Source organism: Amycolatopsis sp. NPDC004747 (genome assembly GCF_053601335.1).
Genome location: NZ_JBSGBQ010000023.1, coordinates 1 through 25,548 on the forward strand (window position 1 = coordinate 1; position 25,548 = coordinate 25,548).

Annotated in this window: 22 protein-coding genes, 1 tRNA gene and 1 pseudogene; 11 read left to right on the plus strand and 13 right to left on the minus strand. The window is 73.8% G+C overall.

All coding sequences use genetic code 11. The features are described 5' to 3' along the window. The 4 genes and pseudogenes from ACWEGE_RS31615 to ACWEGE_RS31630 all read right to left on the minus strand — a co-directional run. Nucleotides 1-335: pseudogene (locus ACWEGE_RS31615) on the minus strand (cytochrome b); the annotation flags it as partial. 234 nt (nt 336-569) lie between these two features. Continuing rightward, nucleotides 570-917, minus strand: a complete 348-nt coding sequence (locus ACWEGE_RS31620) for a ClpX C4-type zinc finger protein (protein ID WP_449664103.1) — start codon at nt 915-917, stop codon at nt 570-572. Nucleotides 918-943: 26 nt separating this feature from the next. Continuing rightward, nucleotides 944-1,330, minus strand: coding sequence for a hypothetical protein (locus ACWEGE_RS31625; protein ID WP_449664230.1), 387 nt, complete (start codon nt 1,328-1,330; stop codon nt 944-946). Between the two features lie 56 nt (nt 1,331-1,386). After that, nucleotides 1,387-2,634, minus strand: a complete 1,248-nt coding sequence (locus ACWEGE_RS31630) for a GDSL-type esterase/lipase family protein (RefSeq protein ID WP_449664104.1) — start codon at nt 2,632-2,634, stop codon at nt 1,387-1,389. Nucleotides 2,635-2,761: 127 nt separating this feature from the next. Here ACWEGE_RS31630 and ACWEGE_RS31635 point away from each other — a divergent pair, with 127 nt between their 5' ends. After that, nucleotides 2,762-3,022 carry a hypothetical protein gene (locus ACWEGE_RS31635; protein WP_449664105.1) on the plus strand — a complete coding sequence of 87 codons (261 nt, stop codon included), beginning with the start codon at nt 2,762-2,764 and terminating at the stop codon, nt 3,020-3,022. Here ACWEGE_RS31635 and ACWEGE_RS31640 read toward each other — a convergent pair. The 3 genes from ACWEGE_RS31640 to ACWEGE_RS31650 form a co-directional block, all read right to left on the minus strand. After that, nucleotides 3,001-3,804, minus strand: a complete 804-nt coding sequence (locus tag ACWEGE_RS31640) for a GH25 family lysozyme (RefSeq protein ID WP_449664106.1) — start codon at nt 3,802-3,804, stop codon at nt 3,001-3,003. The genes ACWEGE_RS31635 and ACWEGE_RS31640 overlap by 22 nt on opposite strands. A 93-nt stretch (nt 3,805-3,897) precedes the next feature. After that, the gene (locus tag ACWEGE_RS31645) at nt 3,898-5,328 is read right to left on the minus strand and encodes a radical SAM protein (RefSeq protein ID WP_449664107.1); all 1,431 of its coding nucleotides are present in this window, start codon (nt 5,326-5,328) and stop codon (nt 3,898-3,900) included. Continuing rightward, nucleotides 5,328-7,907, minus strand: coding sequence for a glycosyltransferase (locus ACWEGE_RS31650; RefSeq protein WP_449664108.1), 2,580 nt, complete (start codon nt 7,905-7,907; stop codon nt 5,328-5,330). The genes ACWEGE_RS31645 and ACWEGE_RS31650 overlap by 1 nt, the downstream gene beginning before the upstream one ends. 120 nt (nt 7,908-8,027) lie before the next feature. Here ACWEGE_RS31650 and ACWEGE_RS31655 point away from each other — a divergent pair, with 120 nt between their 5' ends. From ACWEGE_RS31655 to ACWEGE_RS31675, 5 genes are all read left to right on the plus strand, one after another. After that, nucleotides 8,028-9,122 carry a sensor histidine kinase gene (locus ACWEGE_RS31655; RefSeq protein WP_449664109.1) on the plus strand — a complete coding sequence of 365 codons (1,095 nt, stop codon included), beginning with the start codon at nt 8,028-8,030 and terminating at the stop codon, nt 9,120-9,122. Then, nucleotides 9,119-9,772 carry a response regulator gene (locus ACWEGE_RS31660; RefSeq protein ID WP_449664110.1) on the plus strand — a complete coding sequence of 218 codons (654 nt, stop codon included), beginning with the start codon at nt 9,119-9,121 and terminating at the stop codon, nt 9,770-9,772. The genes ACWEGE_RS31655 and ACWEGE_RS31660 overlap by 4 nt, the downstream gene beginning before the upstream one ends. An 87-nt stretch (nt 9,773-9,859) precedes the next feature. Then, the gene (locus ACWEGE_RS31665; protein ID WP_449664111.1) at nt 9,860-10,249 is read left to right on the plus strand and encodes a hypothetical protein; all 390 of its coding nucleotides are present in this window, start codon (nt 9,860-9,862) and stop codon (nt 10,247-10,249) included. Nucleotides 10,250-10,251: 2 nt separating this feature from the next. Continuing rightward, the gene (locus tag ACWEGE_RS31670; RefSeq protein ID WP_449664112.1) at nt 10,252-11,574 is read left to right on the plus strand and encodes a DJ-1/PfpI family protein; all 1,323 of its coding nucleotides are present in this window, start codon (nt 10,252-10,254) and stop codon (nt 11,572-11,574) included. Between the two features lie 131 nt (nt 11,575-11,705). After that, on the plus strand, nt 11,706-15,362 hold the full coding sequence (locus ACWEGE_RS31675) for a family 78 glycoside hydrolase catalytic domain (RefSeq protein ID WP_449664113.1): 3,657 nt from the start codon (nt 11,706-11,708) through the stop codon (nt 15,360-15,362). Here the strand turns inward: ACWEGE_RS31675 and ACWEGE_RS31680 are convergent. Beyond that, a complete protein-coding gene (locus ACWEGE_RS31680; protein ID WP_449664114.1) occupies nt 15,346-16,674 on the minus strand; it encodes a cytochrome P450 in 1,329 nt (442 codons plus the stop codon). The genes ACWEGE_RS31675 and ACWEGE_RS31680 overlap by 17 nt on opposite strands. Before the next feature lie 40 nt (nt 16,675-16,714). Then, a complete protein-coding gene (locus tag ACWEGE_RS31685; RefSeq protein WP_191311205.1) occupies nt 16,715-17,059 on the minus strand; it encodes a hypothetical protein in 345 nt (114 codons plus the stop codon). A 152-nt stretch (nt 17,060-17,211) separates the two neighbouring features. Here ACWEGE_RS31685 and ACWEGE_RS31690 point away from each other — a divergent pair, with 152 nt between their 5' ends. From ACWEGE_RS31690 to ACWEGE_RS31700, 3 genes are all read left to right on the plus strand, one after another. Continuing rightward, nucleotides 17,212-18,477, plus strand: coding sequence for a cation:proton antiporter domain-containing protein (locus tag ACWEGE_RS31690; protein ID WP_449664115.1), 1,266 nt, complete (start codon nt 17,212-17,214; stop codon nt 18,475-18,477). A gap of 87 nt (nt 18,478-18,564) precedes the next feature. Continuing rightward, entirely contained in the window at nt 18,565-18,747 is a 183-nt protein-coding gene (locus tag ACWEGE_RS31695; RefSeq protein ID WP_013226939.1) for a CsbD family protein, read from the plus strand. Between the two features lie 67 nt (nt 18,748-18,814). Further along, nucleotides 18,815-19,693 (plus strand): alpha/beta fold hydrolase, encoded by an 879-nt coding sequence (locus ACWEGE_RS31700; RefSeq protein ID WP_449664116.1) that lies wholly within the window; start codon nt 18,815-18,817, stop codon nt 19,691-19,693. Here the strand turns inward: ACWEGE_RS31700 and ACWEGE_RS31705 are convergent. Further along, nucleotides 19,684-20,457, minus strand: coding sequence for an SDR family NAD(P)-dependent oxidoreductase (locus ACWEGE_RS31705; RefSeq protein ID WP_449664117.1), 774 nt, complete (start codon nt 20,455-20,457; stop codon nt 19,684-19,686). The two genes, ACWEGE_RS31700 and ACWEGE_RS31705, sit on opposite strands and share 10 nt — an antisense overlap. A gap of 121 nt (nt 20,458-20,578) precedes the next feature. Between ACWEGE_RS31705 and ACWEGE_RS31710 the strand changes: the two genes are divergently transcribed. Continuing rightward, nucleotides 20,579-21,400, plus strand: coding sequence for a helix-turn-helix transcriptional regulator (locus tag ACWEGE_RS31710; RefSeq protein ID WP_449664118.1), 822 nt, complete (start codon nt 20,579-20,581; stop codon nt 21,398-21,400). A gap of 3 nt (nt 21,401-21,403) precedes the next feature. On the opposite strand, the gene selB is transcribed toward ACWEGE_RS31710, so the two are convergent. The 3 genes from selB to ACWEGE_RS31725 all read right to left on the minus strand — a co-directional run bounded on the left by selB (nt 21,404) and on the right by ACWEGE_RS31725 (nt 24,496). Then, on the minus strand, nt 21,404-23,128 hold the full coding sequence (gene selB, locus ACWEGE_RS31715; RefSeq protein ID WP_449664119.1) for a selenocysteine-specific translation elongation factor: 1,725 nt from the start codon (nt 23,126-23,128) through the stop codon (nt 21,404-21,406). After that, nucleotides 23,119-24,402 (minus strand): L-seryl-tRNA(Sec) selenium transferase, encoded by a 1,284-nt coding sequence (gene selA / locus ACWEGE_RS31720; protein ID WP_449664120.1) that lies wholly within the window; start codon nt 24,400-24,402, stop codon nt 23,119-23,121. The genes selB and selA overlap by 10 nt, the downstream gene beginning before the upstream one ends. Next, a tRNA-Sec gene (locus ACWEGE_RS31725) sits at nt 24,402-24,496 on the minus strand. The genes selA and ACWEGE_RS31725 overlap by 1 nt, the downstream gene beginning before the upstream one ends. A 54-nt stretch (nt 24,497-24,550) precedes the next feature. Here ACWEGE_RS31725 and selD point away from each other — a divergent pair. Beyond that, on the plus strand, nt 24,551-25,543 hold the full coding sequence (selD, locus tag ACWEGE_RS31730; RefSeq protein ID WP_449664121.1) for a selenide, water dikinase SelD: 993 nt from the start codon (nt 24,551-24,553) through the stop codon (nt 25,541-25,543). Nucleotides 25,544-25,548: the final 5 nt, after the last annotated feature.

Genomic DNA, 25,548 nt, shown 5'->3' on the forward strand with positions numbered 1-25,548 from the left:
AGCCCACCGCGGACGTCGAAGGAGATGTCCAGCGTCGTGCGGAACGCCTGCGACATCTCCAGGCCCTGCATGTTCTTGAAGCTGCCGTGGTAGACGACCTCCTGCATCGAGGGGTCGAAGAACAGCGTCAGATACACACCCGTCAGCAGCAGGATGATGAAGCTGTAGAGCGCGATCTCGCCCAGCAGGAACGACCAGTGCGTCGGGAACACCTTGTTCATCTGGTGCCGCAGACCCTTGGCCAGGTGATACCGCTGGTCGGCATTGTTCGCCGCATCGCCCAGCGCCTTCTCGACCGGGCTCGACCCCTTGGTCGGCGTGGTGAGTGAACTCATCGGCACCGCGCTCCTCACGTCGTCACGGGCCTCGACCGTGACACCGGGAGATCGATCCGGCAACCGAACCCCGCCGTCTGAATCGAATGTGAATCGCAGGGGCCGTCGCGCGTGCCCACGCCGATGTCACCCGGATGCCGTCACGGGCCGCAATGGTCCACAGTGGACGATCAGGACCTGCTGCACTGAAACCGAAAGCGCTTCCCGACGCCCCGCGGACCGCCGCGCCGGGGACTAGGCGAACCGCTCCCACGCCGACTGGCGGGTCATCCCCAGCGCCTCGCCGATCTGGGACCAGGTGCCGCCCAGCGCGCGGGCCTTGCCCACCCAGGCCGCCAGGTTCTCCTGGACCTGGGCGCTCGCCGCCGACACCGGGGTGAGGTTGGCCAGCACCTGCGCCAGCGGCAGGTCGTGCTCCCACGGGGCGATCAGCGGCGCGTCCGCCGGCTTGCCCTCGATCACCGACACGCACAACCCGACGCAGCCGTCGCAGATGAACACCCCCGGACCGGCGACCAGCGTGTCCACCTCCGTGTTGGCCTTGGAGCAGAACGAACAGCGCGCGAACACCACGGCAGTCATCGAAGACCTCCTTGTCAGGCGCGACCTTACAGACGTAAGGGAGCGCCTGACAAGAGGAACGCCGCCGTCCACTCGGACAGCTCCGTCAAGCGGGACGTCAGCTCCTCGATCTCCGCCCAGCGGCGGTGTTCGCGCTCCAGGTCCGGCACCAGGAAGTCCTCCACCAGCAGCAGCAGCGTCGCGATCTCGTAGGCGACGTCGGCCAGCTGCAGGAACGGCCGGTACTCCGCCGCCGTTCCCGGCCCGTGCCGCGCGGCCCAGTCGCGGGCGCCGTGGCCCGCCGCCCGGCACACCGACACCACCGTGCGCCGCAGGTCGGCGCGCCGGGAGGCCGATGGGCCTTCGGCCAGCGGAGCGACGTTCCAGGCCACCGACAGCAGGCAGCACCCGGCGTCGTCCATCGACTCGTTCATCACCGGACGTACTCTGCTGACCGGCACGCACAAGCCCGCCGCTCCGACTCGCCCGATCACCCCATCGCGTGAAGAACCGGCCCGGAACGGGTGAGCATCGGGACCGCGACGAAGTCCGCGAGCGCCTGCTGGCCGGCCTCGTTCGCGTGGATGCCGTCGCCGTTGTCGTACGCCGGCAGGATGCTGTTCGGCTTCAGCGGGTCCGCCAGCACCGTGTCGAAGTCCACGACCCCCGAACACGCGCCGCCGCAGGTGTTCCCGCGCCGGACGAACAGCGCGATCTCGTGCCGGGCCAGGTTCGCCTGGTCGCCGTACCCCGGCCGGGGCGTGCTCGGCGTGACGTACACCGCGATGCCGGCCGCCCGCAGGCGCGCGAACACCGCCCGGTAGCTGTCGAGGATCGCGGCCGCGTCGCAGCCGTACGCCAGGTCGTTGGTGCCGTAGTAGTAGATGACCGCCGTGACGCCGTGCAGCGCCAGGACGTCCCGGTCCAGCCGGCTCGCCGCGTCCAGGCCCGCGACCGACGGCGGCATCCCGGGGCACGTCCGCGCGCTCGTCGTGCCCGAGACCCCGGCGTTGGCGACGGCGAGCGGCGCGGACGCCGCCACGATCCGCCGGGCCAGGTCGTCGGTCCACCGGCGGTTCGCGCCGGGCCGGGTGCAGCCGGGGCCGCAGTTGGTGCTGCCGATGCCGTCGACGACCGAGCTGCCGAACGGGACCACGACGCCGTGCAAGGCCGCGTTGTGCACGTCGACGGCGCTGACGACGTAGGTCGACCCGACCGTCGACGTGAAGGCCGCCCCCGAGGTGTCGGCGGTGTGGTCGCCCGAGCCCGGCGGGGTGAGGTAGTTGTCGCGCAACGCCGCGCCGTGCCGGCCGGGCACGGCCGTGCCCTCGACCGCCATGGTCACCGCGAGGTCGGCGTCCGGGCCGGTCGCGAGCCTGGTCTCGTCGCTCCAGACCTCGCCGCCGGCGGGAACCGTCACCGCGGGCTCGCCGGCGAAGGTCAGCTCACGGGTGAAGGAGACCGCCGCGTCGCCCGCGCTGGGGCCGGCGGTGGCGTGCCCGATGGTCAGTGGCCCGGAGCCGAAGGTGTTCTGGAACCGGACGCGCACGGCGTCGCCGCCCCGGCTGAGGTGGGTGATCATCCGCAGCGTCCGGTCGGTGACCGGCGCGTCGGCCCGGCCGTCCTGCGACTGCGCCCACGACGTGAACCACGAGCGCCCGGCACCGGCGGCGCCGGGCGCGGAGACCACGGCGGCGGCCGCCACCGAAATCGCGGCGAGCAGGACGACCTTGCGCACGGCGCCTCCCGGGTCCACAAAGGACGAACGTCGACCCCCCTCCGCCGATCGTAAGCAGCCGGTCACGGAAACGACAGGGTTCTGTCCGATCTTGTCAGCGGCGGCGGATTCCGATTCGATGGCGGGCATGACCGAACCCCGCCTCTTCGGCGATCCGTACGAAACCCCGGACGGTACGACGGTGATCCCGGTGCACCGGCCGGTCGGCGTGTTCGCCGTCCGCGAGGGCCGGGCCCGGTGGGAGCCGGCCGTGGACGCCACGCGCGTCGCCCTGCTGGGGATCGGTGTCGGGCTGGTCGCGGCCACCTTCGCCGGGATCGCGATGGTGCACCGGCCGCCGTGGCCGGACCTGCGCCGGCGGTGGCCTCACCCCTTCGCCAGCGCCTGAACCCGGCCGAGCGGGCCGTTGTAGTAGTTCTGGTCCCCCGGCAGGCCGCCGCCCCTGGCGAACTGCCAGATGCTGTGCTTCGCCCACCCCGCGGGCAGCTCGCCGACGTCGGGGCCGTACCGCGCCAGCCAGAGCGGGTCGGTGTTCCCGAAGCGGCCGGTGTTGCCGGTGCAGCGCTTCCACCACGCCGTGCTCGTGTAGATCAGCGCGCTGCGCTTGACCCTCGCCAGGTACGTGCGGGTGAAGTCGGCGATCCACGCCGTCATGTCCGCCGGGCTCTTGCCGTAGCAGACTTCGCCGTACGGGTTGTACTCGACGTCCAGCGCGCCGGGCAGGGTGGTGCCGTCCGCGCGCCAGCCGCCGCCGTTGGCGATGAAGTACTCCGCCTGCTCGGCCCCGCCCGAGACGTCCGGGCGGGCGAAGTGGTACGCGCCGCGGATGATGCCCGCCGCGTGCGCGCCGTCGTACTGCTGCCCGAACTGCGGGTTGACGAACCCGGTGCCCTCGGTCGCCTTGACGTAGCTGAACTTGGCCCCGGCGCCGGCCGCCGCGGCCCAGTCGACCGGACCCTGGTGCCCGCTGACGTCGTGCCCCAGCGTCTGCCCGTCGGCTTCGGCCCGCGGGGTTCCCTGGACGCCTTCGTACCGGGCGATCTGCGTGCCCGCGTAGTTCTCCTCCGCCAGCGCGTAGCCGGCTCGGGCGGGCGGCGCGACCACCACCGCCGCGAACGCGGCCAGCGCGGCCGCGCCGGCGAGCCGTTGTGCCGTCACGGTTCGGTTCATCCGGGCTCCGATCACGGTGGGCGCAGGTCCGGACTCCATGCTGCCTGCCGCGCTCGTTCCCCGCGAGGGGTCTGTCACCCGATGCAGTGATCTTCAGAGTTCGGTGGTGATGATCGCCTCGACGAGCACCTCCCCGGCCGGGGTCAGTTCGACGACGCCCGGCCGCAGCCGGACCAGGCCGCGCGAAGCCAGGGACCGGAACTTCCCCAGCCACGGTTCCGCGAACAGCGAGCTGCCGGGAAACCGTTCGCGGTGCAGGGAATCGCGCACCGGCTGCAAGGTCGTCAGCGCCATCTTCACCGCGCGCGCTTCCTGTGCCTCGGGCGTGAACCTGGTCGCCGAGCCCAGCGGGATCCGGCCGGCGAGCACGGTTTCGGTGTAGCGGCGGGAGTTCACGTCGGTGATCGCCTCGGACGCGCGGCAGCTCGAACTGCCGCCCAGGCCGATCGCGACCTCGGCCTCCTGCCGGTCCTGGTCGACCATGATGGACTTCCACTTCTCCGGCCCGAGCCCGTCGCGCGCGAAGTACATCGTCGGGTGCTCGGTGTACCCGGCCGCCCGCAGGCCTTCGGTGAGCAGCTCCCGCATCTGGTACTGCTCGCCGAGCGTGGGCCAGCGGTGGCCGTCGCGCACGAGCTTGTCCCGGTAGGACGGCAGCTGCCAGGCCGCCGGCTTTTCGCCGGTGACGCCGGTGCGGGTGTCGCTGTAGGACGCCAGGTGCAGCTTCGTGCACACCACCGCCGTGACCTCGTTCTCCAGCACGACGTCGAGGTCGCGCCGGACGCTGTCGAGGGTCTGGTCCAGCAGGCCGTACATCAGGTCGATGCTGACCCACTCGAAGCCGGCCGCCTTCGCATTGCGGACGAAGTCGACGCACATCCGCGCGGTGTGCTCGCGCCCGCACAGCCGCAGCACGTGGTCGTCGAACGACTGGACGCCGCTGGAGAGCTTGGTGCAGCCCAGTTCCCGCAGCAGGTCGAGCTTGGCCGGGGTGAACGTGCTGGGGTCGCCCTCGAAGCGGATCGTCGTGCCGGCGGTGAACCCGAAGTTCTCGCGGTAGAACTCCAGCAGCCGCCGGATTTCGGGCTCCGGCAGCAGTGACGGGGTGCCGCCGAAGACGTTGAACTCCCCCACCTCGGCGCCGGCGAGGTGGGGCACGGCGTCGAGCCACAGCCGCGCTTCGGCGATGTTGAGGTCGACCCAGTCGGCCGCCTTCTCCATCTTCCCCTTCACCAGCACCACCGGGTACTGGCAGAACCGGCAGCGGTAGGCGCAGGTCGGGATGTAGGACCACAGGTGGATCGGGCCGGCCGACGCGAGCTGCGCGTCCAGGTCGGCGAGGAACTCCGGCGGCGAACCGGGCAGGTTGCCGGGGAACACGTGCGCCCCGAACGGGTCCTCCTGCACGAAGTCCAGCAGGTGCCGGTTCTCGGGCGCTTCGAGGACGTCGAGCACCGCGGGACGCGGCCATGCGGGATCGATCGCGTGCAGCGAGCCGACCGCCGCTTCGTAGCCCAGGGTCATCAGAACACCCCTCCGTTGCCGAAGTAGTTGTGGGCCTCGCCCGATTCGCGGTCCTCGCAGTAGTAGCGGACGAACTCCGCGAACCGCTCGGCCGGGACTTCCGCCAGGCACGGCGGCAGCGGCGGCGGGTACCCGATGTCTTCGCCGACGTGCCGCCGCAGGCACGCGAACAGCTCGTCGGCGAACTCGAAGTACAGCCGGTAGGACGGCGTCTTGTAGGCGTGGATCGGGGTGAAGTCGACGACGCGCATCTCGTGCCGGATTTCGGTGATCCGCCGGGCCAGCCGCGCGGCGAGGTCCGGCCCGAAGAACGCGATCACGGCGTCGTCCTCCAGCAGCGCCGGGGTCAGCAGCACCGGCAGGATGGTGTTCTTCGGGGTGAAGTCCTTGATCGAGAACTCCCACGCCTGCCGCGCCTCGGCTTCGGTGAGGTCGGTGGGCACCGGCGGCGCCGACGGCCGGATGTCGCGCATGACGATGATGCCGTCCGAGCCGTAGGCCCGGCCGGCGATGACCTCGTCGATGGCGTGGTCGACCCGCCGCGGGTTGATTTCGACGCGCGAGCGCGGCACGTAGGTGATCGGGTCGCCGCCGTTGGCGACCTTGATCCCGAAGTCCCAGTCGTCGGAGAGGTGGTTGACGAACTTCCCGTCCTGCAGCTGGTAGAAGATCTCGATGCCACCCGCGCGCTCGTAGGCGTCGCGCTCGACGGCGAAGCCCTTGCCGTCGGGGAAGCCGCCGAAGAGCGAGAACGTCACCGCGCGGCACCGCAGCGTCTTCTGGATCGCCTCCCACAGCCGCGGCCGCCCGGTGAAGTGCTCGGCGTTGTAGTAGTAGTCGCAGACGCCGATGGCGGCCTTGGACGTCTCCATCGCGTCCAGCAGCTCGCTCAGCCAATGCGCGTCCACCCGGCAGTCCGCGTCGGCGGAGACGAGGTGGAACCGCTCCGCCGGGTCGCTGTCGGGCCGGTTCCGGCTGCGGGCCGCGGCGAAGTCCATCCCGGCTCGCCGCGCGCACGAGACACCCTGCTCGGGCTCGTGGATGACGTGCAGGGCCAGGTCCGGGTGCGCGGCCGCGAAGGCGTGTGCGATGGCCACGGTGTCGTCGGTGGAGTTGTTGTCGACGAGCACGACCTCGTACCGGCTCTTGTCCAGCGGCCCGTCGCCGTCACGCTGGTCGTGCAGGGTCCGCAGCACCTCCGGGAGGTTGGCGGCTTCGTTGTAGACCGGCAGCACGACGCTCATCCGCGTCGCCGCCCCCATCGGCGGCGGGTACAGCCGGTCGACCAGGTCGTCGACCACCCGTGCGCCGAACCGCGCCTGCCCGAGTTCCGAGTTCACCCGCACCACTTCCGCCCGTTTCCCTTCGTCGGTGATCAGCTCGGCGACTTCGCGCGCGAAGGCCGCGTCCGGCAGGTCGCGGGCCCGGATGTCGAGCACCGGGGCGCGGAAGCCGCCGTAGACGACGTCGTAGAGCTCGTACCCGCTGGTGATGTACGGCGTTCCGGAGGCGATCGCCTCGCTGACCGGGTTGCCGTAGCTCTCGTAGTCGTAGGAGGTCAGGAAGGAGACGACGGTCGCGTGCGCGAGCAGGTCGCGGACCGAGTACCGGCCGGGGACCGGCGTGTCGTACGGGGTCAGCCAGCCGCCGAAGACGACCCGCTCGCGCACGCCGAGGCGGTCCGCGAGGCCGGTGAGCCGGGCGTGCTCGGTCGGCGTCTCCCCGGTGTCGCCGGCGACGAACAGCCAGGCCTCCGGCAGCAGCGCGAGCAGGTGGAGGTCCCGGTCGATGCGCTTCTGCGGGATGATCCGGGTGATCCGGGCCAGCAGCGGGACGTCCTCGGGGATGCCGTGGTCCCGCCGGAAAGCCGCGTTGCGCTCGTCGATCCGCGCCGGGGCGATGGCGAAGGAATTGGGCAGGACGTCGATGTTCGCCAGCCCCGGCACCCAGTCGAGGGTCCGCGCCTTCGCCTGTTCGTGCAGGGCGAAGTAGTGGAGGTGCGGGGAGTTGCGCGGCGCGGGGACGCCGGGGTACGGGAACGTGCCGTACTTGGCGATCCCGGGTTCGCTCTGCCACATCAGGTCGTGGTCGCGCCAGAACACGAACCGGCCGAGCCGGTGGCGGGTGCCGTAGCGGTCGATCGCCCGGTACAGCGCTTCGGTGTAGGCGAGGTTTTCCGGCAGGGTCCCGTTTTCCACCATCACCACGGTGACGCCGAGCCGCTCCCAGGTGGCCACGATCCGGTCCGCCAGCTCGCCGGCGACGCGGTCGATCTCCGGGCGCAGCGCGAAGTCGCCGCCCTGCACGACTTCGGTCAGGACCCGCTCGACGAACGCGCGGTCGTAGCCCCGGATCCGCTCGACGCCGTCGACGCGGTCGAGCGTGACCCAGTCCGGCAGCAGCCGGGCCTCGTCGCGGTAGGGCCGGAAGAACGCGCCCTTGTCCGCCTTGATGTCGTACCCGAGGTCCAGGTGGACGCGGTGCCCGCGAGCCGCGAAGCGGTGTGCCGTCTTGAGGAACTCCACCACGACCCCGGACAGCGGAGTGGCGTCGAAGGACACGCCCCAGAGCACTGACATCGATGTCAAACCCCCGAATCGGCTTGGCCGTCGGGTCCAGCGTAAGCGCCGGGGTGTCGAACGGCCGTGTGAACGCCTTCGTGGTTGACCGCGGCCGCCCGCAGCCTCCACAGTGACCGCATGAACCGGGCCCTCGGGGTGCTGACCTGCGGCGCCCTCCTTTCGATCGCGCTCGGGGTCCTCGGCTCCGGGGAACCCCGGCTCGCCCTCGTGCTCGGCGCCGTCTTCGCCGTGCTCGCCACCGCGGCCTTCGGCTGGGTGCGGGCCCGCGGGCACCTGGCGTGGGGCGCGGCCTACGTCGCGGTCCAGCTGCCGCTGGCCTTCGTGCTCTTCACGATCGACGCGGGCGTCGGGACGACGCTGTTCCTGGTCGTGCTGGTCAGCCAGTGCGTGCTGCTGCGCCTGCCGCGGCCGGCGATCGCGCTCGTCATCGCCGTGGTCCCGCTCGTGCACCTCGGGATGTCGCTGGGCGAGGGCCTGCGGGAAGGCATCGGCACCTTCATGTCGGTGCTGTTCGCCGCGATCATCACCGAGCTTTCGCTGCGCGAACAGCGCTCGCGAAGCGAACTCGCCGAGGCGTACGCGAAACTCCGCGACCACGCCGCCCAGGCGGAGCGGCTCGCCACGGCGCAGGAGCGCAACCGCGTCGCCCGCGACATCCACGACGGCCTCGGGCACTCGCTCACCGTCGTGCAGATGCAGGTGAAGGCCGCGCGGGCGGTGCTGCCGACCGACCCCGGCAAGGCCGACGAAGTGCTGGCCAAGGCCCAGGAGCAGGCCGAAACCGCGCTGGCCGAGGTCCGCCGCTCGGTGCGGGCGCTGCGCGAACCGCGGGTGGTGCCGCCGCTGCCGGAGGCGCTGAAGGCGCTCGCCGAAGAGACGTCGGCGACCGGTGTCCCGACCCGGCTCACGGTGACCGGCACCGAACGCCCGCTGCCGGACGAGCGGCGCGAAGCCCTCTACCGGGCCGCGCAGGAGGGCCTGACGAACGTCCGCAAGCACGCGAGCGCCGCCACGGCGGACGTGGTGCTCGGCTACACCGCCACCGCCGTCCGGGTCGAGGTCCGCGACGACGGCCGCGGCCGCGACGGCGCCGCGTCGACCGGCTTCGGCCTGGTCGGCCTGCGGGAACGGGCCGAGCACCTCGGCGGCGAACTCGCCTTCACTTCAACCCCCGGCGGCGGCAGCGCCCTGACCATGGAGATCCCCGGATGACGCCGGTCCGCGTCCTGCTCGTCGACGACCAGGCCCTGTTCCGCGAAGCCCTCGCCACGCTCCTCGCCACCCACGACGGCATCGACGTCGTCGGCGAAGCCGGCAACGGTGCCGAAGCCCTGCGTGAAGCCGCTTCGCTGGCCCCCGACGTCGTGCTGATGGACCTGCGCATGCCGGTCCTCGACGGCGTGGCCGCGACCCGGCGGCTGCGGGTCGAGCACGCGAGCGTCCGGGTGATCGCGCTGACCACCTTCGACGACGACGAGGACGTCTTCGCCGCCCTGCGCGCGGGCGCCGTCGGGTACCTGCTGAAGGACGTCTCGTCGGCGCGGCTGGTGGAGGCGGTGCTGGCCGCGGCGCGCGGGGAATCCGTGCTGCAGCCCTCGGTGGCGGCGAAGGTCGTCGCCCGGTTCGCGCAGCTGCCGGACGCACCGGAGCCGCGGCCGCAGCCGCTGGTGGTGCCGCTGTCGGAGCGCGAACTCGACGTGCTGCGCCTGCTCGCCGACGGCCGCAGCAACCGGGAGATCGCGGCGGCGCTGTTCCTCGCCGAGGGCACGGTGAAGAACCACGTCACGAACGTCCTGGGCAAGCTCGGCGCCCGCGACCGGACCCAGGCCGCCCTGCGCGCGAGGGATCTCGGCCTGCTGTAGACCATGACCCCCGGTCATGACTTCCGGCACCTGGCCGCACGGCCGCCGGCCGCGATGCTCCTTCCAGGAAAGACCTGGAGGGAAACCATGACCACCACCGGAACCACCCGGACCACCGGCCGCAAGCTCGCCCGGTTCACCGGCCACTACGTCGAGATGGTCGTCGCCATGCTGGTCGGCATGGTGGCGCTCGGCCCGCTGTGGCCGTCCGCCTGGCTCGACCGCCCCGACGCCGGCGCACTGGTGATGGCCACGAACATGACCGTCGCGATGGTCCTGGCCATGGCTCTGCGCCGGCACTCGTGGCCGCGGATCGCCGAGATGGCCGCGGCGATGTACCTGCCGTTCGCGGCGCTGCTCGTGCCGTACTGGCTGGGCGCGATCTCCGGCACCACGCTGATGGTCGCCGGGCACGTGGTCATGTTCCCGCTGATGCTCGCCGCCATGGTGTGGCGCCGCGCCGAGTACTGGCACTGATCGTGCTGAAGCGCATCGCCTTCCTCCTCGCCGCGGTGGCCGCCGTGCTGGTGGTCCCCGCCGTGGGCGCCACCGTCGCCTCGCTCGGCGCGATCGGCGCCCTCTACGCCGCCGGCCCGCCGCGGCCCGTCCCCGCCGCGGCCCCGGTCCCCCATGACCCGGCCAAGCCGACCGCCGTGGTCGTCGTCGGCGATCGCGGTGCCGTCGTCTCCGACGCACTCGCCCCCTACGAGATCCTGGCCGCGACCGGCCGGTTCAACGTCTACACGGTCGCGCCGCACCGCGACCCGAAGCCGCTGACCGGCGGCCTGGACCTGGTGCCGGACTTCGACTTCACCGGCCTCGCCGCCCGGCTCGGTTCGCGGGCGCCGGACCTGGTCGTCGTGCCGGCGTTCCCGGACGTCGGCGAGCCCAGCGCCGAACCCGTCACCACCTGGCTGCGGGCCCAGGCCGCCCACGGCTCGAAGCTGCTGAGCGTCTGCAACGGCGGCGCGGTGCTCGCCTCCGCCGGTCTGCTGGACGGGCGGCCGGCCACCGCGCACTGGCTGAAGGTCGACGCGTGGGCCGCCGAGTACCCGGCGGTGCGGTGGGTGCGCGGGGAACGGTTCGTCGACGACGGCACCGTCGTCACCACCGCCGGGATCCTCTCCGGCATCGACGGCACGCTGCACTGGGTCGAGCGGCTCGCCGGGCGCCAGGTGGCGGCCGGCGCCGCCGCGTCGATCGGCTGGCGCCGCTACGGCACCGCCGTGCCGGTGCACCCGCCGGACGGGATGCCGGACGCGGCCGCGATCGTCAACGCCGGGTTCCGCTGGCACCCCGACGAGATCGGCGTGCTGCTCGCCGACGGCGTCGGCGAGGTCGAGCTGGCGTCGGTGTTCGACACCGAAGGCCAGTCGCTGTCCTCGCGCACCCTCGCCGTGAGCGCCGGCGGCGGCCCGATCCGGTCCCGGCACGGGCTCACGTTCCTGCCCCGCGCGGCGCTCGCCGCCGCACCGGACCTCGACCGGCTGCTCGTCCCCGGCGCGACGCGCGGGGTCACGCCACCACCCGGCGGACCGGCCCCCGAGTACGTCCACGACCGCCCGGGCTTTCCCTATGACACCGCGGTGAGCGGCCTTTCCCACCGCACCGACGTGGCGACCGCGCGTTGGACGGCGAAGGTGCTGGAGCTGCCCACCGACGGGATCGTCTTCGAAGGCGACGCCTGGCCGTGGTGGCCGACGGCGCTGCCGGTCGTGCTGGTCCTGCTGGGCGTCGCGGCGCTCGCCGTGGTCGTCCGGGTGCAGCGGGAGCGGCGGAAGCGGCGTCCTGAAACGATTTAGGTGGTGCCCCGGCCAGTCCGGGGCATACCACTGGCGTATTGCTCCCACGTGAGCTTCTCATTACAGTCACCAGGCACGCCGGGTTGAAACGTTCTAAATCCGGCGCCCGTCCCCGCCGCAAGGGAGCCTGCATGCTGCCCTCGAAGCTCTGGCGCGCCGCCACGACCACGCTCGCCGCGATCCTGGCCATGGCGGCCGCCGCGGCGCCCCCGGCCGGTGCCGCGCCGCCGCCCACGCTCGCCGGCGCGCACTGGATCTGGTACCCGGAAGGCGACGCCCGCGTCGCCGCGCCGGCCGGGACCCGGTACTTCCGCACCACGTTCGCCGTCCCCGCCGGCGCGGTCACCGACGCCCGGCTCGTCCTGACCGGCGACGACACCGCCGACGTCTGGCTCAACGGCAGCCCGCTCGCCTCCTCGGCCCGCACCGCGGACTCGTGGCGCCGGGCGCTGCCGGTGGACCTCGCCCCCGCGCTCGTCCCCGGCGCCAACACCCTGGCCGTCGCCGTCCGCAACGCCGGCGGCCCGGCGGGCCTGCTCGGCCGGGTGCGGGTGACCACGACGGGCGGCACCACCGACCTGGCCACCGGACCCGCCTGGAAGAGCGCCACGACCGCTCCGGAAGGCTGGGAACAGCCCGGCTTCGCGGACGCGGGCTGGCGCGCGGCCGCGGACCTCGGCGCGTACGGCGCCGCGCCCTGGGGCACCGGGGTCACCGTTCCCGGTCCGTCGGAGGCGTCCCCGCTGGCGGTCGCGAGCGCCACGGTCGCGAACCGGGTGAACCCGCTCGGCGTCGACCCGGCGCAGCTGCGGTTCGGCTGGAAGCTGACGTCCGCGGCCGCGCAGCAGCGGCAGTCGGCCTACCAGCTCGTCGTCTCCGCCGGCGGCAAGGACGTCTGGGACAGCGGCCGCGTCGCCTCGGCCCAGCAGGCCGACGTCGCCTACGGCGGGCCGCCGCCGGCCTCGCTCACCGCCTACACCTGGCGCGTCCGCGTCTGGGACGGCCAGGGCCGCGCCGGCGGCTGGAGCCCGGTGCAGCGCTTCGAAACCGCGCTGCGGACGCCGTCGGCCGAGTGGGCTGGCGCCTTCCTCGGCCGGGCCACGACCGGCCCGGACCTCGCCGGGGCGAGCTGGATCTGGTACCCCGAAGGCGATCCGGCCGGCGGTGTCCCGCCGTCGACCCGGTTCTTCCGCAGGACACTGGACCTGGCCGCCGCCCCGGCGAAGGCCACCCTGGTGGTCACCGGCGACGACACCGCGACCGTCTGGGTCAACGGCACCCGCGTCAGCGACTCGCCGCGCGTCGCCGACTCGTGGAAGACGGCCGCCGTCGTCGAGGTCGGCAGCCTGCTGAAGGCCGGGTCGAACACCGTCGCGGTCAGCACCGAGAACACCACCCAGAGCCCGGCCGGGGCGATCGCGAAGCTGACCGTCCAAGGTGGACCCGCGCTGGTCACCGACGGGTCGTGGAAGGCGAGCCGGAGCGGCCCGGACGGCTGGCCGCAGCCCGGCTTCGACGACAGCGCCTGGCCCGCGGCGAAGGCGCTGGCCACCTACGGCACCGGGCCGTGGGGTGCGAACGTCGTCGCCGGCGCCCCCGCTCCCCTGCTGCGCAAGAGCTTCACCGTCGCCAAGCCGGTCGCGAGCGCGCGGCTGCTGACGACCGCGCTCGGGCTGCAGGAGACCCACCTCAACGGCGTCAAGGTCGGTTCCGAGGTGCTCGCGCCGGGCTGGACGGACTACGCGAAACGCCTGCAGTACCGGGTTTCCGACGTCACCGCGCAGATCCGCGCCGGGGAGAACGTCCTCGGCGCGCTGGTCGGCAACGGCTGGTACTCCGGCAGCGTCGGCATCGCCGGCAGCCAGAAGTACGGCACCGAGCCGTGGTACTCCGCGCAGCTGAAGCTGACCTTCACCGACGGCACGAGCAGCACGATCGCGACCGACGGCACCTGGAGGGCAGGCGACGGCCCGATCCGCGCCGACGACCTGTACCAGGGCGAAACCTACGACGCGCGGCTCGCGGCGGACGGCTGGGACCGGCCCGGCTTCGACGACCGCGGCTGGGCGGCACCCCGGGTGCGCTCCGGCGCGCCGCCGAACCTGGTGTCCCAAGTGGACAACGGGGTCGCGGTGCAGCAGGAGTTCACGCCGGTCTCGTGGACCCAGCCGAAACCGGGCGTGTGGGTGGCCGACTTCGGCCAGAACTTCGGCGGCCGGAACCGGTTGACCGTGACCGGCCCGGCCGGCACCACCGTCACCATGCGGCACGCCGAGGTGCTCAACCCCGACGGCACGCTCTACACCGCCAACCTCCGCGCGGCCCAGGCCACCGACCGGTTCACCCTCGCCGGCACCGGCGCCGCGGAGACCTACGAACCGCGGTTCACCGTGCACGGCTACCGGTACGTCGAGCTGACCGGCCTGCCCTCCGCGCCGACCGCGGCGACGCTCACCGGGCGCGCGATGTGGACCTCGGCCGCGCAGACCGGGACGTTCACGACGTCGAACGCGCTGGTGAACCAGCTGCAGCACAACATCCTGTGGGGTGAGCGCTCGAACATGCTGTCGGTGCCGAGCGACTGCCCGCAGCGCGACGAGCGGCTCGGCTGGACCGGCGACATCGGGATCTTCGCCGGGACGTCGACGTTCAACCTCGACGTCGCGAACTTCCTCGGCAAGTTCAGCGACGACCTGGTCGACGCCCAGCACGACGACGGCTCGTTCACCGACGTCGCGCCGGGCGTGCTGGGCGGCTCGGGCACGGCGGGCTGGGGCGACGCGGGCGTGATCGTGCCGTACACGCTGTGGCAGCGCTACGGCGACACCGGCGTGATCCGGGAACACTTCGCCGCGATGGTCAAGTGGGTCGAATACCTGCGCTCGACGTCGGGTGCCGACCTGATCCGCGACCACCAGACCTACGGGGACTGGCTCAACGTCGACGACAACACCGGGCAGGACCTCATCTCGACGGCGTTCTTCGCGTGGTCGTCCCGGCTGGTGTCGCGGATGGCGGCGGCCACCGGCCACAGTGCCGAGGCGGCGCAGTACGGGACGCTGGCCGACCAGGTCGCGGCCGCGTTCACCCGGCGGTTCGCCGCGGCCGACGGCACGATCGGCTCGGGCTCGCAGACCGGGTACGTCCTGGCGCTGGCGTTCGGGCTGCTGCCGTCCTCGCTGGTCCAGCCGGCGGCCGACAAGCTGGCGGCCCGGGTCGCGGCGGCGGGCGGGCACCTGAGCGTCGGCTTCCTCGGCGTGGAGAACCTGCTGCCGGTGCTGGCCGCGCACGGGCACACCGACGTCGCCTACCAGGTGCTGCTGCAGCCGGGCTTCCCCGGCTGGGGCTACATGATCGGCCACGGTGCGACGACGGTCTGGGAGCGCTGGGACGGCATCAAGCCGGACGGCTCGTTCAACGACCCGGGGATGAACTCGTTCAACCACTACGGGCTCGGCTCGGTGGGCGACTTCCTCTACCGCTCGGTGGGCGGGCTGGCCCCGGCGTCCCCGGGGTACGCGTCGCTGCGGATCGCGCCCCGGCCGGGCGGGGGCCTGACCTCGGCGAAGTCGGCCTACGAAACGCCCTACGGCGGCGCGGTCAGCGACTGGTCCGCCGCGAACGGGCGGTTGACGCTGCGGGTGACGATCCCGGCCGGGTCCTCGGCGACGGTCGTGGTGCCGACGTCGCAGCCCTCGGGGGTGGTGGCGCCGCCCGAAGCGGTGCCGTCCGCGCCGGGGACGTACTTCCTGCCTGCGGGCACGTACGTCTTCACGGCTCCGGTGTAACCGGGAGGAGCCGCACCCGCAGGTGGAAGTGGTCGAGGGTGGCGGGCAGCGGCCGGTCCGGGGACAGCACCGGGCCGGCCGTCTGCTCGAACCGGTGCTCGCGCAGCAGGTTCGCCAGCATCGTGCTCGCGCAGAACCGGACCAGGTCGCGGCCCGGGCAGATCGCCGGGCCCGCGCTGAACGGCACCAGGGCCGGGTTCTCCGCCGCGCGGCCGTCGAGCCAGAGGTCGGGCTCGAAGCGGTCCGCGTACGGCAGGTCCGGGTCGCGGTGGAAGAACGGGGTGAAGATCAGCACGGTCGTGCCGGCCGGGCCCCAGGACGTCTCCTCGGTGGTCTCCCGCAGGAGCATCGGCGTGGTCGGCCACAGCCGGACCGCGTCCAGCACGCACGCGCGCAGGTAGCTCAGCCGGGCCGGGCCGGTGTCCTCGAGGTCTTCGCGGGCGCGGTCGGCGGCCGCCGGGTGGCCCGCCAGCAGGGCCAGCGTCCGGAACGTCGCCATGCCCGCCGCGTCGAACGCGAACAGCCAGTGCGCCACCTGGTCGGGCGCGGTGTCCTTCCCCTCCGGGCCGGCGGCCGCGATCGCCGCCGCCAGGCTGCCGGGCTCGGCGCGGTCGAGGTGCCCGGTCAGGCGCCGCCGGAACTGCTCGCGCAGCTGACGGCGCTTCGGGTGCAGGTAGGCCCAGTTCGCGTCGAGCCGCAGGCGGGCGAGCTGGTCGGTGAGCGTCGTGTCGTCACGGGCGCCGGAGCCGAGCACGACCCGCCGGACCAGGCGCCACCAGGCCATGGTGAAGGTGTCCCAGTCGAGTTCGCGGGTCACCGAGTCCAGCAGGACGGCGGTTTCCTCCTCGACGGCTTTCGCGAACGGCCCGGCCAGCTCGTGCAGCGGACGGCCGGGCTGCAGCACGGCTTCGGTGAACCGGCGGCGGGCCGGCCGGTCCGCGGCGTCCGAGATCAGCACGCCGTGCGGCTGGAAGTGCCCCAGCGCGGCCCGTTTCTCCACTGTGGACGGACTGAACGGCGTCGGCGCGCCGGCCAGCACGCGCTTGACGTCCGCGCCGGACAGCGCCAGTTTCACCGAACGGCCGGGGACGCGCAGCTTCAGCGGGTGACCGTGGTGGCGGTCGCGCAACCGGCGCAGCAGGCGGATCGCCGGGCGGTCGGACTGCAGCTTCCCGGCCGGCGCCAGCACCGCGGGACGGCGCTTGATGACCCCGCCGGCCAGCGTGGGCAGGGCGACCTCGAGCGCGACCCGCAGGGTCTCGGCGACCGAGGCGGTCTCCGGTTGCGTGCGGTGTTCCCGGGTGGACGTCATGGCGCCCGGCTACCCGCGGGCCGGGGTGCGGAAACGCGCCTCAGCCGCGGAGGGCGACGTTCAGCACGTCGCCGGCGTGGTCCAGGCAGTCGACGCAGATCACCGCGTCCCGCGCGGCGCAGTCCACGCGCAGCAGCGGCCGCCGGAGCCCGAGGAACGTCCGGCGCTCCCGGCGGCCGCAGAAGTCGCAGACCGCGGCCAGCGGGGACGTCACCGCCGCCAGCACGTCGCCCGCGCCGCTCTCCCGGTCCGCGCCGTCACGCACCACGCGCAGGCCGGCGCGGACGCAGTCCACGCAGATCGGCCCGTTGCGCCCGGGCACCCGGGGGTCGCGCCGCCTGCCGCAGAACCGGCACGGCGCGCCCGCCCCGTTCGTCGCCGTCACCGCGGCCTCCTCGGTTTCGCCGCCCGCACGCCGGGAATCCGGGCCGCGGCGCGCCTCTCCCCGTCACGCTACCCCGGCTCCGGGGTACCGGCCGGTCGCGTGCGCCCCGGATGCACGACCGGCCGCGGTGCCGGGCGGACAGGAGGAGTTCCTTGGCGTCGTTGACGGTGTTGTTCGGGGTGGCCGGCCTGCTCGCGCTCGCCGCGGCGATCGTGCCCAAGCTGGTCGCCGACCGGCCGTTCTCGGTGCCGCTGGTGATGCTCGTCGCCGGGATCGTGCTCGGGGTGCTCCCGCTGCCCGCACCCTACGGCGACGGCTGGAGCGACCCGGCGGCCCACCTGCACGGCGTGGAATCCTTCGCCCAGCTGGGGATCCTCGTCGCGCTCGCCGGGGCGGGGCTGTCGGTGGACCGCCCGTTCGGCCTGCGCCGGTGGGGCTCGACGTGGCGGCTGCTCGCCGTCACCATGCCGGTGTCGATCCTCGCGATCGCCGTGCTCGGGTACTGGTGGCTCGCGCTCGCCCCCGGCGTCGCGCTGCTGCTGGCCGCGGCGCTGGCGCCGACCGACCCGGTGCTGGCGGGCGACATCGGCGTGCCGCACCCGGACGTCGAGCCGGAACTGGCGCGGAACAACGAAATCCGCTTCACGCTGACCACCGAGGCCGGGCTCAACGACGGCCTCACCATGCCGTTCGTGGTCCTCGGCCTGGCGCTGGCGAGCGGGCAGCCCCGGCTGGACGTCTCCTGGGTGCTGGTGGACCTGCTGCTGCCCTTGGCCGTCGGCGTCGTGGCCGGCCTGGTCACCGGGCGGCTGCTCGGCTGGGCGATCTTCCGGACGACGTCGGACCGGCTGCGCCTCGCCGAGTACGCCGACGGGCTGGTCCTGCTCGCGCTGGCGTTCGTGCCCTACGCGCTGTCGGAAGCGGTGCACGGCAACGGGTTCGTCGCCGTGTTCGTCGCGGCGGCCGCGGTGCGCACGCAGGAGCGCGAGCACGAGTACCACGGCGTCCTGCACGCCTTCGGCCGCCAGCTGGAACGGCTGTTCGTCCCGCTCGCCCTGCTCGGGCTGGGCCTGGCCGTCGGCGACGGCCTGCTGCGCGGCCTGCAGCCCCTCGAAGTGGTGATCGCCGTCGTCGCCGTGCTGGTGGTCCGCCCGGTCGTGGGCTGGCTCTCCCTGCTCGGCGCGTCGTCGCCGGGACGGCCCGCGACCGCGGCGATCGCGTTCTTCGGCGTCCGCGGCATCGGCACGCTCTACTACCTGGCCTACACGCTCAACCGGCTTCCCGTGCCGCAGCAGGACGTTCTGTGGCGGGTCGGCGCCCTCGCCGTCGCGGTGTCGGTGATCGTGCACGGCGTCCTCGCCGAGCCGGCGATCCAGCGGATCGAGCGGACGGGCGGCCACCTGCCGGCCGATGTGTAGGTCGCGAACCAGTGGGTAACCGGACGGCAAGGCCCTTTTGGCGACTGGCCGATCCGGAAATGTCGCCGCGACGGAAGGTGCACCCCGATGAACGACAAGCTGGAAAACAAGGGCGAAGAGCTCAAGGGCCGGGCCAAGGAGGCCGTCGGCGACGCCACCGACAACGAGCAGTGGCAGGCCGAGGGCAAGTCCGAGCAGGCCAAGGGCTCGCTCAAGCAGGCGGGCGAGAAGATCAAGGACGCCGTGAAGGGCGTCACGGACAAGAAGTAGCCCGTTTTCCCGCTGCCGCACCCCGGACGCCGAGGTGCGGCAGCGGGCGCGCGTCTGGGGGCGGTAGGTGTTCGAAGGGTTCACGCTGGACCGGATCGACGTCGGTGAAGTGACGCTGCGAGTGCGCCACGGCGGCTCCGGGCCGCCGGTCCTGCTCGTGCACGGGCATCCGCGGACGCACACCACGTGGCACCGCGTCGCCCCGCGGCTCGCCGACCGGTTCACCGTCGTGTGCGCGGACACCCGGGGCTACGGCGAGTCGGCCAAACCACCCACCGACGCCGGCCACACCCCCTACAGCAAACGCGCCATGGCCGCGGACTTCGTCGCGCTGATGCGGCACCTGGGGCACGAGCGGTTCTTCGTGGCGGGCCACGACCGCGGTGCCTACGTGGCGACCCGGCTGGCGCTCGATCACCCGTCGGTGGTCCGCGGCGCGGCGATCCTCGACGCCGTCCCGATCGGCGAGGCCCTCGCCCGCTGCGACGCCCGGTTCGCGCGCGAGTGGTACCACTGGTTCTTCTTCGCCCAGCCGGAAAAACCCGAACGGGTGATCACCGCGGATCCCGACGCCTGGTACGAGGTCAGGACGAAGAACACGCCCGAACGGCTCGGGGCGGAGAACTTCGCCGACTTCCACCGCGCGATCCACGACCCGGCCACGGTGACCGCGATGCTCGAGGACTACCGCGCGGGCCTGGGCATCGACCGCGAACATGACGACGCCGACCGCGCCGCCGGGCGGCGGATCGCGTGTCCCACCCTGGTGCTCTGGTCGAGCGAAGACGACATGGAGGACCTCTACGGCGACGTCCTGGCGGTCTGGCAGCCGTGGACGACGGACCTGCGCGGGCACGCCATCGAGTCCGGGCACCACGTGGCCGAGGAGAACCCCGAGGACCTCGCCGCCGCGCTGGGCGGGTTCTTCGGCGGGATTCAGCGGTAGCGAGAGGCGAGTTCGGGCCGCTGCCCGCCGAAGGCGGCCACATCGGCCCGGAAGACGGCCTCGAGCAGGCCGGCGTCCTCGACGCCCGGGGCCGTGACGACTTCACCGAGGTCGAAGCCGCGCAAGGACGCCGTCACGACGTCCTCGGCGGACATCCGGGGCACCGCGCTCAGGTCGAGGCCCTGCCGCTCGTGGAACTCGGTCGCGACGACACCCGGGCACAGGACCTGCACCTGCACGCCGGTGCCCTCGAGCTCGGCGTGCAGGGTCTGGGACAGCGCGACCAGATAGGCCAGCGAGCCGGCGTAGACGGCCCGGCGGGGCATCACGGAGGCGTCGGCGGGACCGCTGAAGGCGATCATCCCGGCCACGTTGACGATCTTCCCGCCACCGCGTTCCTGCATGCCCGCCACCGCCGCGCGGGTCAGCATGGTGGGTGCGGCCACCTTGACGTGCACGAGTTCGTGCGCTTTCGCCGCGGGCAACTGCGCCAGCGGCATGTAGTGGGCGACGCCGGCGTTGTTGACCAGCACGGTCAGCGGCTCGGCGGCGCAGAGCGCGGCGACGGTGCCGATGCCGTCGTCGGTGGACAGGTCGGTGGCCACCGTGCGGACGTTGACGTCCGGGTGGGCGGCGGCGAACTCGGCGAGGCGGTCCTCGCGGCGGCCGGTGACGATGAGGTCGTGGCCGTCGGCGGCGAGGCGTTCGGCGAAGGCCCGGCCGATGCCGGAGGTGGCGCCGGTGACGAGGGCGAGCTGGTTCACGGGATGCGTTCCTTTCCGTCGCCTCCACGATCGGCCCGCGGCGCCGGGGCAGGAAGTGGCCCGGTTTTCCTGGGACGGGCAGTACCAGGACAAGCGGCCGGCCGGCTTGCACAATCGGAGGATGGCGAACACCGGACTCGGCACGGCCCTGCGCCACTGGCGCGACCGCGTCACGCCCCAGGCCGCCGGCCTGCCCGCGGGCCGCCGCCGCCGCGCCGCCGGGCTGCGCCGCGAAGAGCTGGCCCAGCTGGCGGGCATCTCCGCCGACTACGTCATCCGGCTCGAACAGGGCCGCGCGACCAGCCCGTCGGCCCAGGTCGTCGAAGCGCTGGCGCGGGCCCTGCGCCTGACCGGGGACGAGCGCGCGCACCTGTTCCGGCTGGCCGGCCTCGCCCCGCCGGGCCCCGGCACGGTCCCGCGGCACATCACCCCCGGCGTCCACCGCATGCTGGACCGGCTCGCCGGCACCCCGGTCGCGGTGTTCGACGCGGCCTGGAACCAGCTGCTGGCCAACCCGCTGTACACGGCGCTCATGGGGGCGACCGACCTCAACGGCGTCCGGCGCAATTTCCTGAGCCCGAACGCCCGGGTGCGCGACACGCCGGAGTCCCGGGACGCGCTGCAGGCGGCCCTGGTCGCCGACCTGCGCCGCACCGCAGGCACCTACCCCGGCGACGCCGGCCTGCGCACGCTGATCGCCGACCTCCGCCGGCAGAGCGCCCGGTTCGCCGAGCTGTGGGAATCGGGGACCGTGGGCAGGCACGAGTCGGCCCGCAAGACGATCGACCACCCGGACGTCGGTGCACTGACCCTGGACTGCGACGTCCTCGCCGTCGCGGGCAGCGACCTGCGGATGATGGTGTACACCGCGGAGCCGGGCACCGAGGCGGCCGAGCGGCTGGCCCTGCTGGCGGTGATCGGGACGCAGTCGCTGGTCGAGTGAGGCTCAGCCCGTCGTGCGGCGGGTGCCGTCGCCGAGGGGTGCGGTCCGGCCGGCCGCGTCCAGGCGTTCGAGCAGCGGGATCATCACCCGGCGGGTGCTGTCGAGGGCCTTGCGCGCCTCCGAAACCGTGAACGGCTGAGGGATCCCCCGCAGCTGCTCCGCCGCTCGCTCGTCGGCGTCGGGGCCGAGCACGACCCCTTCCGCGACCGCGGTCAACCGGCCCAGGCGGACCGCCGCCGCCAGTTCGCGGCGGCCGAGGCCCAGCGCGCGCAGCTCGTCCGCCTCCGGTGCGCGGAACGGGTGCTCGGCGAGGCTCTTCAGCACCGTCTCCACGGCCTTTTCGACGGCCGGGGCCAGGCCCGCGCCGGGGCGGCGGACCAGCCCGCCCGCCACCTCGAAGCCGGTGCCCCGCAGCACCGGGACGACCAGTTCCGGAGCAGGCAGCCCGAGCCGCTGCCGCAGCGCCTCCACCGGCACGCCCGCGGCCGTGCGGTCCCACGCCGCCACCACCGAGGCCGCCTGCGCGCGCAGCTCCGCGAACCGCTCCTCGTCCGCGCACCACCCGCCCAGCCGCTCCCCCGTTTCCGGGAGGCCCATCGCGACGAAGTCCTCCGCACGCACGAAACCCTTGCGGCGCAGGTATGTCCGGGCCGGATCGGGGCCGGTGAGCTCGCGGCCGCGGGCCCGTGCCGCGCCGCGGCGGGACAACGCGGGCGGGTCGACGTCGAGGACGTCGAACCCGGCGGCGATCCGGTGCTCGCCGGGGTCGCGCAGCAGGCCGCGGTCTCCGGTGCGCAGCGGCAACGCGGTGGCCGTGGTGAGCCGGGCGGTGTCGGTCCCCAGTGGACGGACGCGCACCGGCACGGCCGCCGTGCCCAGGTGCAGCACCAGTTCGCGGTGCAGGTCCGCGGCCGTCGCACCCCGCAGCCGGACGTCGAACCCGGCCGTGGTGCGCCACCGGCCCGGGGTGAGCAGGACGTCGCCGCGGCGGACGTCGGCGCGGGCGGTGCCGCGCAGGTTCACCGCGACCCTGGCCACGGCGCTCACCCGGTCGCGGGGTTCGCCGAGGGCCTGCAGGGCGCGGACCTTCACCCGCGCCGGGCCCAGCAGCAGCTCGTCGCCCGCGGCGATCGTGCCCGCGGCCAGGGTGCCCGTGACGACCGTCCCGGCTCCGGAAACCGTGAACGCGCGGTCGATCCACAGCCGGACGTCGGCGTCCGGGTCGGGTGGCGGCAGCCCGCCGGTGAGTTCCCCGATCGCCGCGCGCAGGCGGTCGAGGCCCGCACCCGTGGTGCCGCTGACGGCGACACTCGGGACCTCGCCCAGCGAGGTACCCGCGATCTCGCCCAGGGCGAGGGCCGTCGCTTCGGCCGGGTCGGCGCGGTCGGCCTTGGTGACGACCAGCAGGCCGCGGCGGGCGCCGAACGCGTCCAGCGCCGCGAGGTGCTCGGCCGACTGCGGCATCCAGCCCTCGTCCGCGGCGACCACGAACAGCACCGCCGGGGCCGGGCCGGCGCCGGCGAGCATGTTCGGCACGAACCGCTCGTGGCCCGGCACGTCCACGAACGCGACGTCCTCGTCGCCGATCCGGGTCCAGGCGAAGCCGAGGTCGATGGTGAGGCCGCGGCGGCGTTCCTCGGCCCACCGGTCCGGCTCCATCCCGGTCAGCCGCCGGACCAGCGTGGACTTGCCGTGGTCGACGTGCCCGGCGGTGACGATCACCCGCATCGGCGGACGGCTTCCCGCAGCTTCGCGTCCTCTTCCGGCCGCACTGTCCGCAGGTCCAGCAGGCAGCGGTCCTTGACGACCCGGCCGGCCACGGCGGGTTCGCCGGTGCGCAGCGCGGCCGCGTACCGGGCGGGCAGGCTCACCGCGGCACTGGGCAGTTCGACGCCCGGCGCGCCTCCGCCGCCGACCGCCGCCACCGACGCGACCACCTCGGCATCGATGTCCCCGAGTGCGGCGACCAGCGCCTCGGCGCGCTCCCGCAGGCTCGCGACGGACGCTTCGAGCCCGGCGAGCACCGGGGGCCGCGGCCCGCGCAGCGTCGCTTCGAGGGCGGCGAGGGTGAGCTTGTCGACGCGCAGGGCCCGGGCGGCCGGGTGCCGCCGCAGCCGTTCGACGACGTCGGCGTCGCCGAGCAGCAGGCCGGCCTGCGGGCCGCCGAGCAGCTTGTCCCCGCTGGCGGTGACGATCGTGGCGCCCGCCCGCAGCGCGCTCGCGGCATCCGGCTCGGCCGGCAGCAGCGGGTGCGGGGCCAGCAGGCCCGAGCCGATGTCGGCCACCAGCGGCACGCCGAGCCCGGCCAGCTCGCCGAGCGCCGCTTCCGCGGTGAACCCGGTGACCCGGTAGTTCGACGGGTGGATCTTGAGCACGAAGCCGGTGTCCGGGCCGATCGCCGCGGCGTAGTCGCGAGCCGACGTCCGGTTCGTCGTGCCGACTTCCCGTAGCCGCGCGCCTGCCGATTCGAGCAGGTCGGGGATGCGGAAGCCGTCGCCGATCTCGACCAGCTCGCCCCGGCTGACCACGATCTCCCGGCCGGGCGCCAGTGCGAGGGCGCAGAGCAGCAGGGCGGCCGCGTTGTTGTTGACCACGTGCACCGCACCGGCGTCCGGGACGGCCGCGTGCAGGGCCGCGAGGGCGCCGCGGCCGCGGCGGGCCCGCTCGCCGGTCGCGAGGTCGAACTCGACGTCGGTGGCGCCGCCGGCCGCGGCGAGGGCGTCGAGCGCGGCGGCCGAAAGCGGGGCCCGGCCGAGGTTGGTGTGCACGACGACACCGGTCGCGTTGACCACCGGCCGCATTGAGGACGCGCTCACCGGCAGCCGCGCGAGCACGGCTTCGACGACGTCGCCCGGGGCGATCTCGCCCGCCCGCGCGGCCCGCTGGACGTCGTTCACCGCCGATTTCACCAGGTCCCGGCCGAGCGTCCCGGCGGCCTTGGCGATCCGGGGCTCGGCCAGGACCGCGTCGGTCCGCGGGATCGCCCGGCGGGGGTCAGGCATGGCGGAGGCGGACGGGAATCGAACCCGCCAGCGGCAGAACCTGCCGTTCGACGGTTTTGAAGACCGCGCCGGTCACCAGGCCGGATACGCCTCCCTGCACCATGGCAGCCATCCTGCCAAGTCCGCGCCCGGCGGGCACGATGAACCGGTGGGTTACCGACTGACGCAGTACGCGCACGGCGGCGGCTGCGCGTGCAAGATCCCGCCCGGCGAACTGGAGGCGGCGGTGGCCGGCCTCACCGGCGCTTCGCCCGTTTCGCCACCCGGCGAGCTGCTCGTGGGCCTCGACACCGGCGACGACGCGGCCGCGGTCCGGATCTCCGGCGGCACCGCGCTGATCGCCACCACGGACTTCTTCACCCCGGTCGTCGACGACGCCTACGACTGGGGCCGGATCGCCGCGGCCAACGCGCTGTCCGACGTCTACGCCATGGGCGGCACGCCGGTGGTGGCGGTCAACCTGCTCGGCTGGCCGCGGGAGACGCTGCCGTTCGAGCTGGCCGCCGAAGTGCTGCGCGGCGGCCTCGACGTCTGCGCCGAGGCGGGCTGTCACCTGGCCGGCGGGCACAGCATCGACGACCCGGAACCCAAGTACGGGCTCGCGGTGACCGGCGTCGCGGATCCTTCGCGGCTGCTGCGCAACGACGCGGGCCGCGCGGGCGTCCCGCTGACCTTGACCAAGCCGCTCGGCATCGGCGTGCTCAACTCGCGGCACAAGGCCACCGGCGACCGGTTTCCGCAGGCGATCGAGGCGATGACGACGTTGAACGCGCCGGCGTCCCGGGCCGCGCTGGCCGCCGGGGTGGTGTGCGCGACCGACGTGACGGGGTTCGGGCTGCTGGGGCACCTGCACAAGCTGGCCCGGGCGAGCGGCGTCACGGCCCGGCTGGACCCGGCGGCGGTGCCGTACCTCGACGGCGCACGGGAGGCGCTGCGGGAGGGGTACGTCAGCGGTGGCAGCCGGCGCAACCTCGACTGGGTGCGCCCGCACGCGGACCTGTCCCGGATCTCGGAGGACGAGGCCCTGCTGCTGGCCGACGCGCAGACGTCCGGCGGCCTGCTGGTGGCCGGGGAGCTGCCGGGGCACCCGGTGATCGGCTCCTTGGCACCGCGCTCGGAGCACACGATCGTCGTCGGCTGAGTTTC

Coding starts and splice junctions, on each gene's coding strand:
- ACWEGE_RS31620 (WP_449664103.1), bottom strand. CDS start 917: ATGACTGCCGTGGTGTTCGCGCGCTGTTCGTTCTGCTCCAAGGCCAAC.
- ACWEGE_RS31625 (WP_449664230.1), bottom strand. CDS start 1,330: ATGAACGAGTCGATGGACGACGCCGGGTGCTGCCTGCTGTCGGTGGCC.
- ACWEGE_RS31635 (WP_449664105.1), top strand. CDS start 2,762: ATGACCGAACCCCGCCTCTTCGGCGATCCGTACGAAACCCCGGACGGT.
- ACWEGE_RS31640 (WP_449664106.1), bottom strand. CDS start 3,804: ATGAACCGAACCGTGACGGCACAACGGCTCGCCGGCGCGGCCGCGCTG.
- ACWEGE_RS31645 (WP_449664107.1), bottom strand. CDS start 5,328: ATGACCCTGGGCTACGAAGCGGCGGTCGGCTCGCTGCACGCGATCGAT.
- ACWEGE_RS31650 (WP_449664108.1), bottom strand. CDS start 7,907: ATGTCAGTGCTCTGGGGCGTGTCCTTCGACGCCACTCCGCTGTCCGGG.
- ACWEGE_RS31655 (WP_449664109.1), top strand. CDS start 8,028: ATGAACCGGGCCCTCGGGGTGCTGACCTGCGGCGCCCTCCTTTCGATC.
- ACWEGE_RS31660 (WP_449664110.1), top strand. CDS start 9,119: ATGACGCCGGTCCGCGTCCTGCTCGTCGACGACCAGGCCCTGTTCCGC.
- ACWEGE_RS31665 (WP_449664111.1), top strand. CDS start 9,860: ATGACCACCACCGGAACCACCCGGACCACCGGCCGCAAGCTCGCCCGG.
- ACWEGE_RS31675 (WP_449664113.1), top strand. CDS start 11,706: ATGCTGCCCTCGAAGCTCTGGCGCGCCGCCACGACCACGCTCGCCGCG.
- ACWEGE_RS31680 (WP_449664114.1), bottom strand. CDS start 16,674: ATGACGTCCACCCGGGAACACCGCACGCAACCGGAGACCGCCTCGGTC.
- ACWEGE_RS31695 (WP_013226939.1), top strand. CDS start 18,565: ATGAACGACAAGCTGGAAAACAAGGGCGAAGAGCTCAAGGGCCGGGCC.
- ACWEGE_RS31710 (WP_449664118.1), top strand. CDS start 20,579: ATGGCGAACACCGGACTCGGCACGGCCCTGCGCCACTGGCGCGACCGC.
- selB (WP_449664119.1), bottom strand. CDS start 23,128: ATGCGGGTGATCGTCACCGCCGGGCACGTCGACCACGGCAAGTCCACG.
- selA (WP_449664120.1), bottom strand. CDS start 24,402: ATGCCTGACCCCCGCCGGGCGATCCCGCGGACCGACGCGGTCCTGGCC.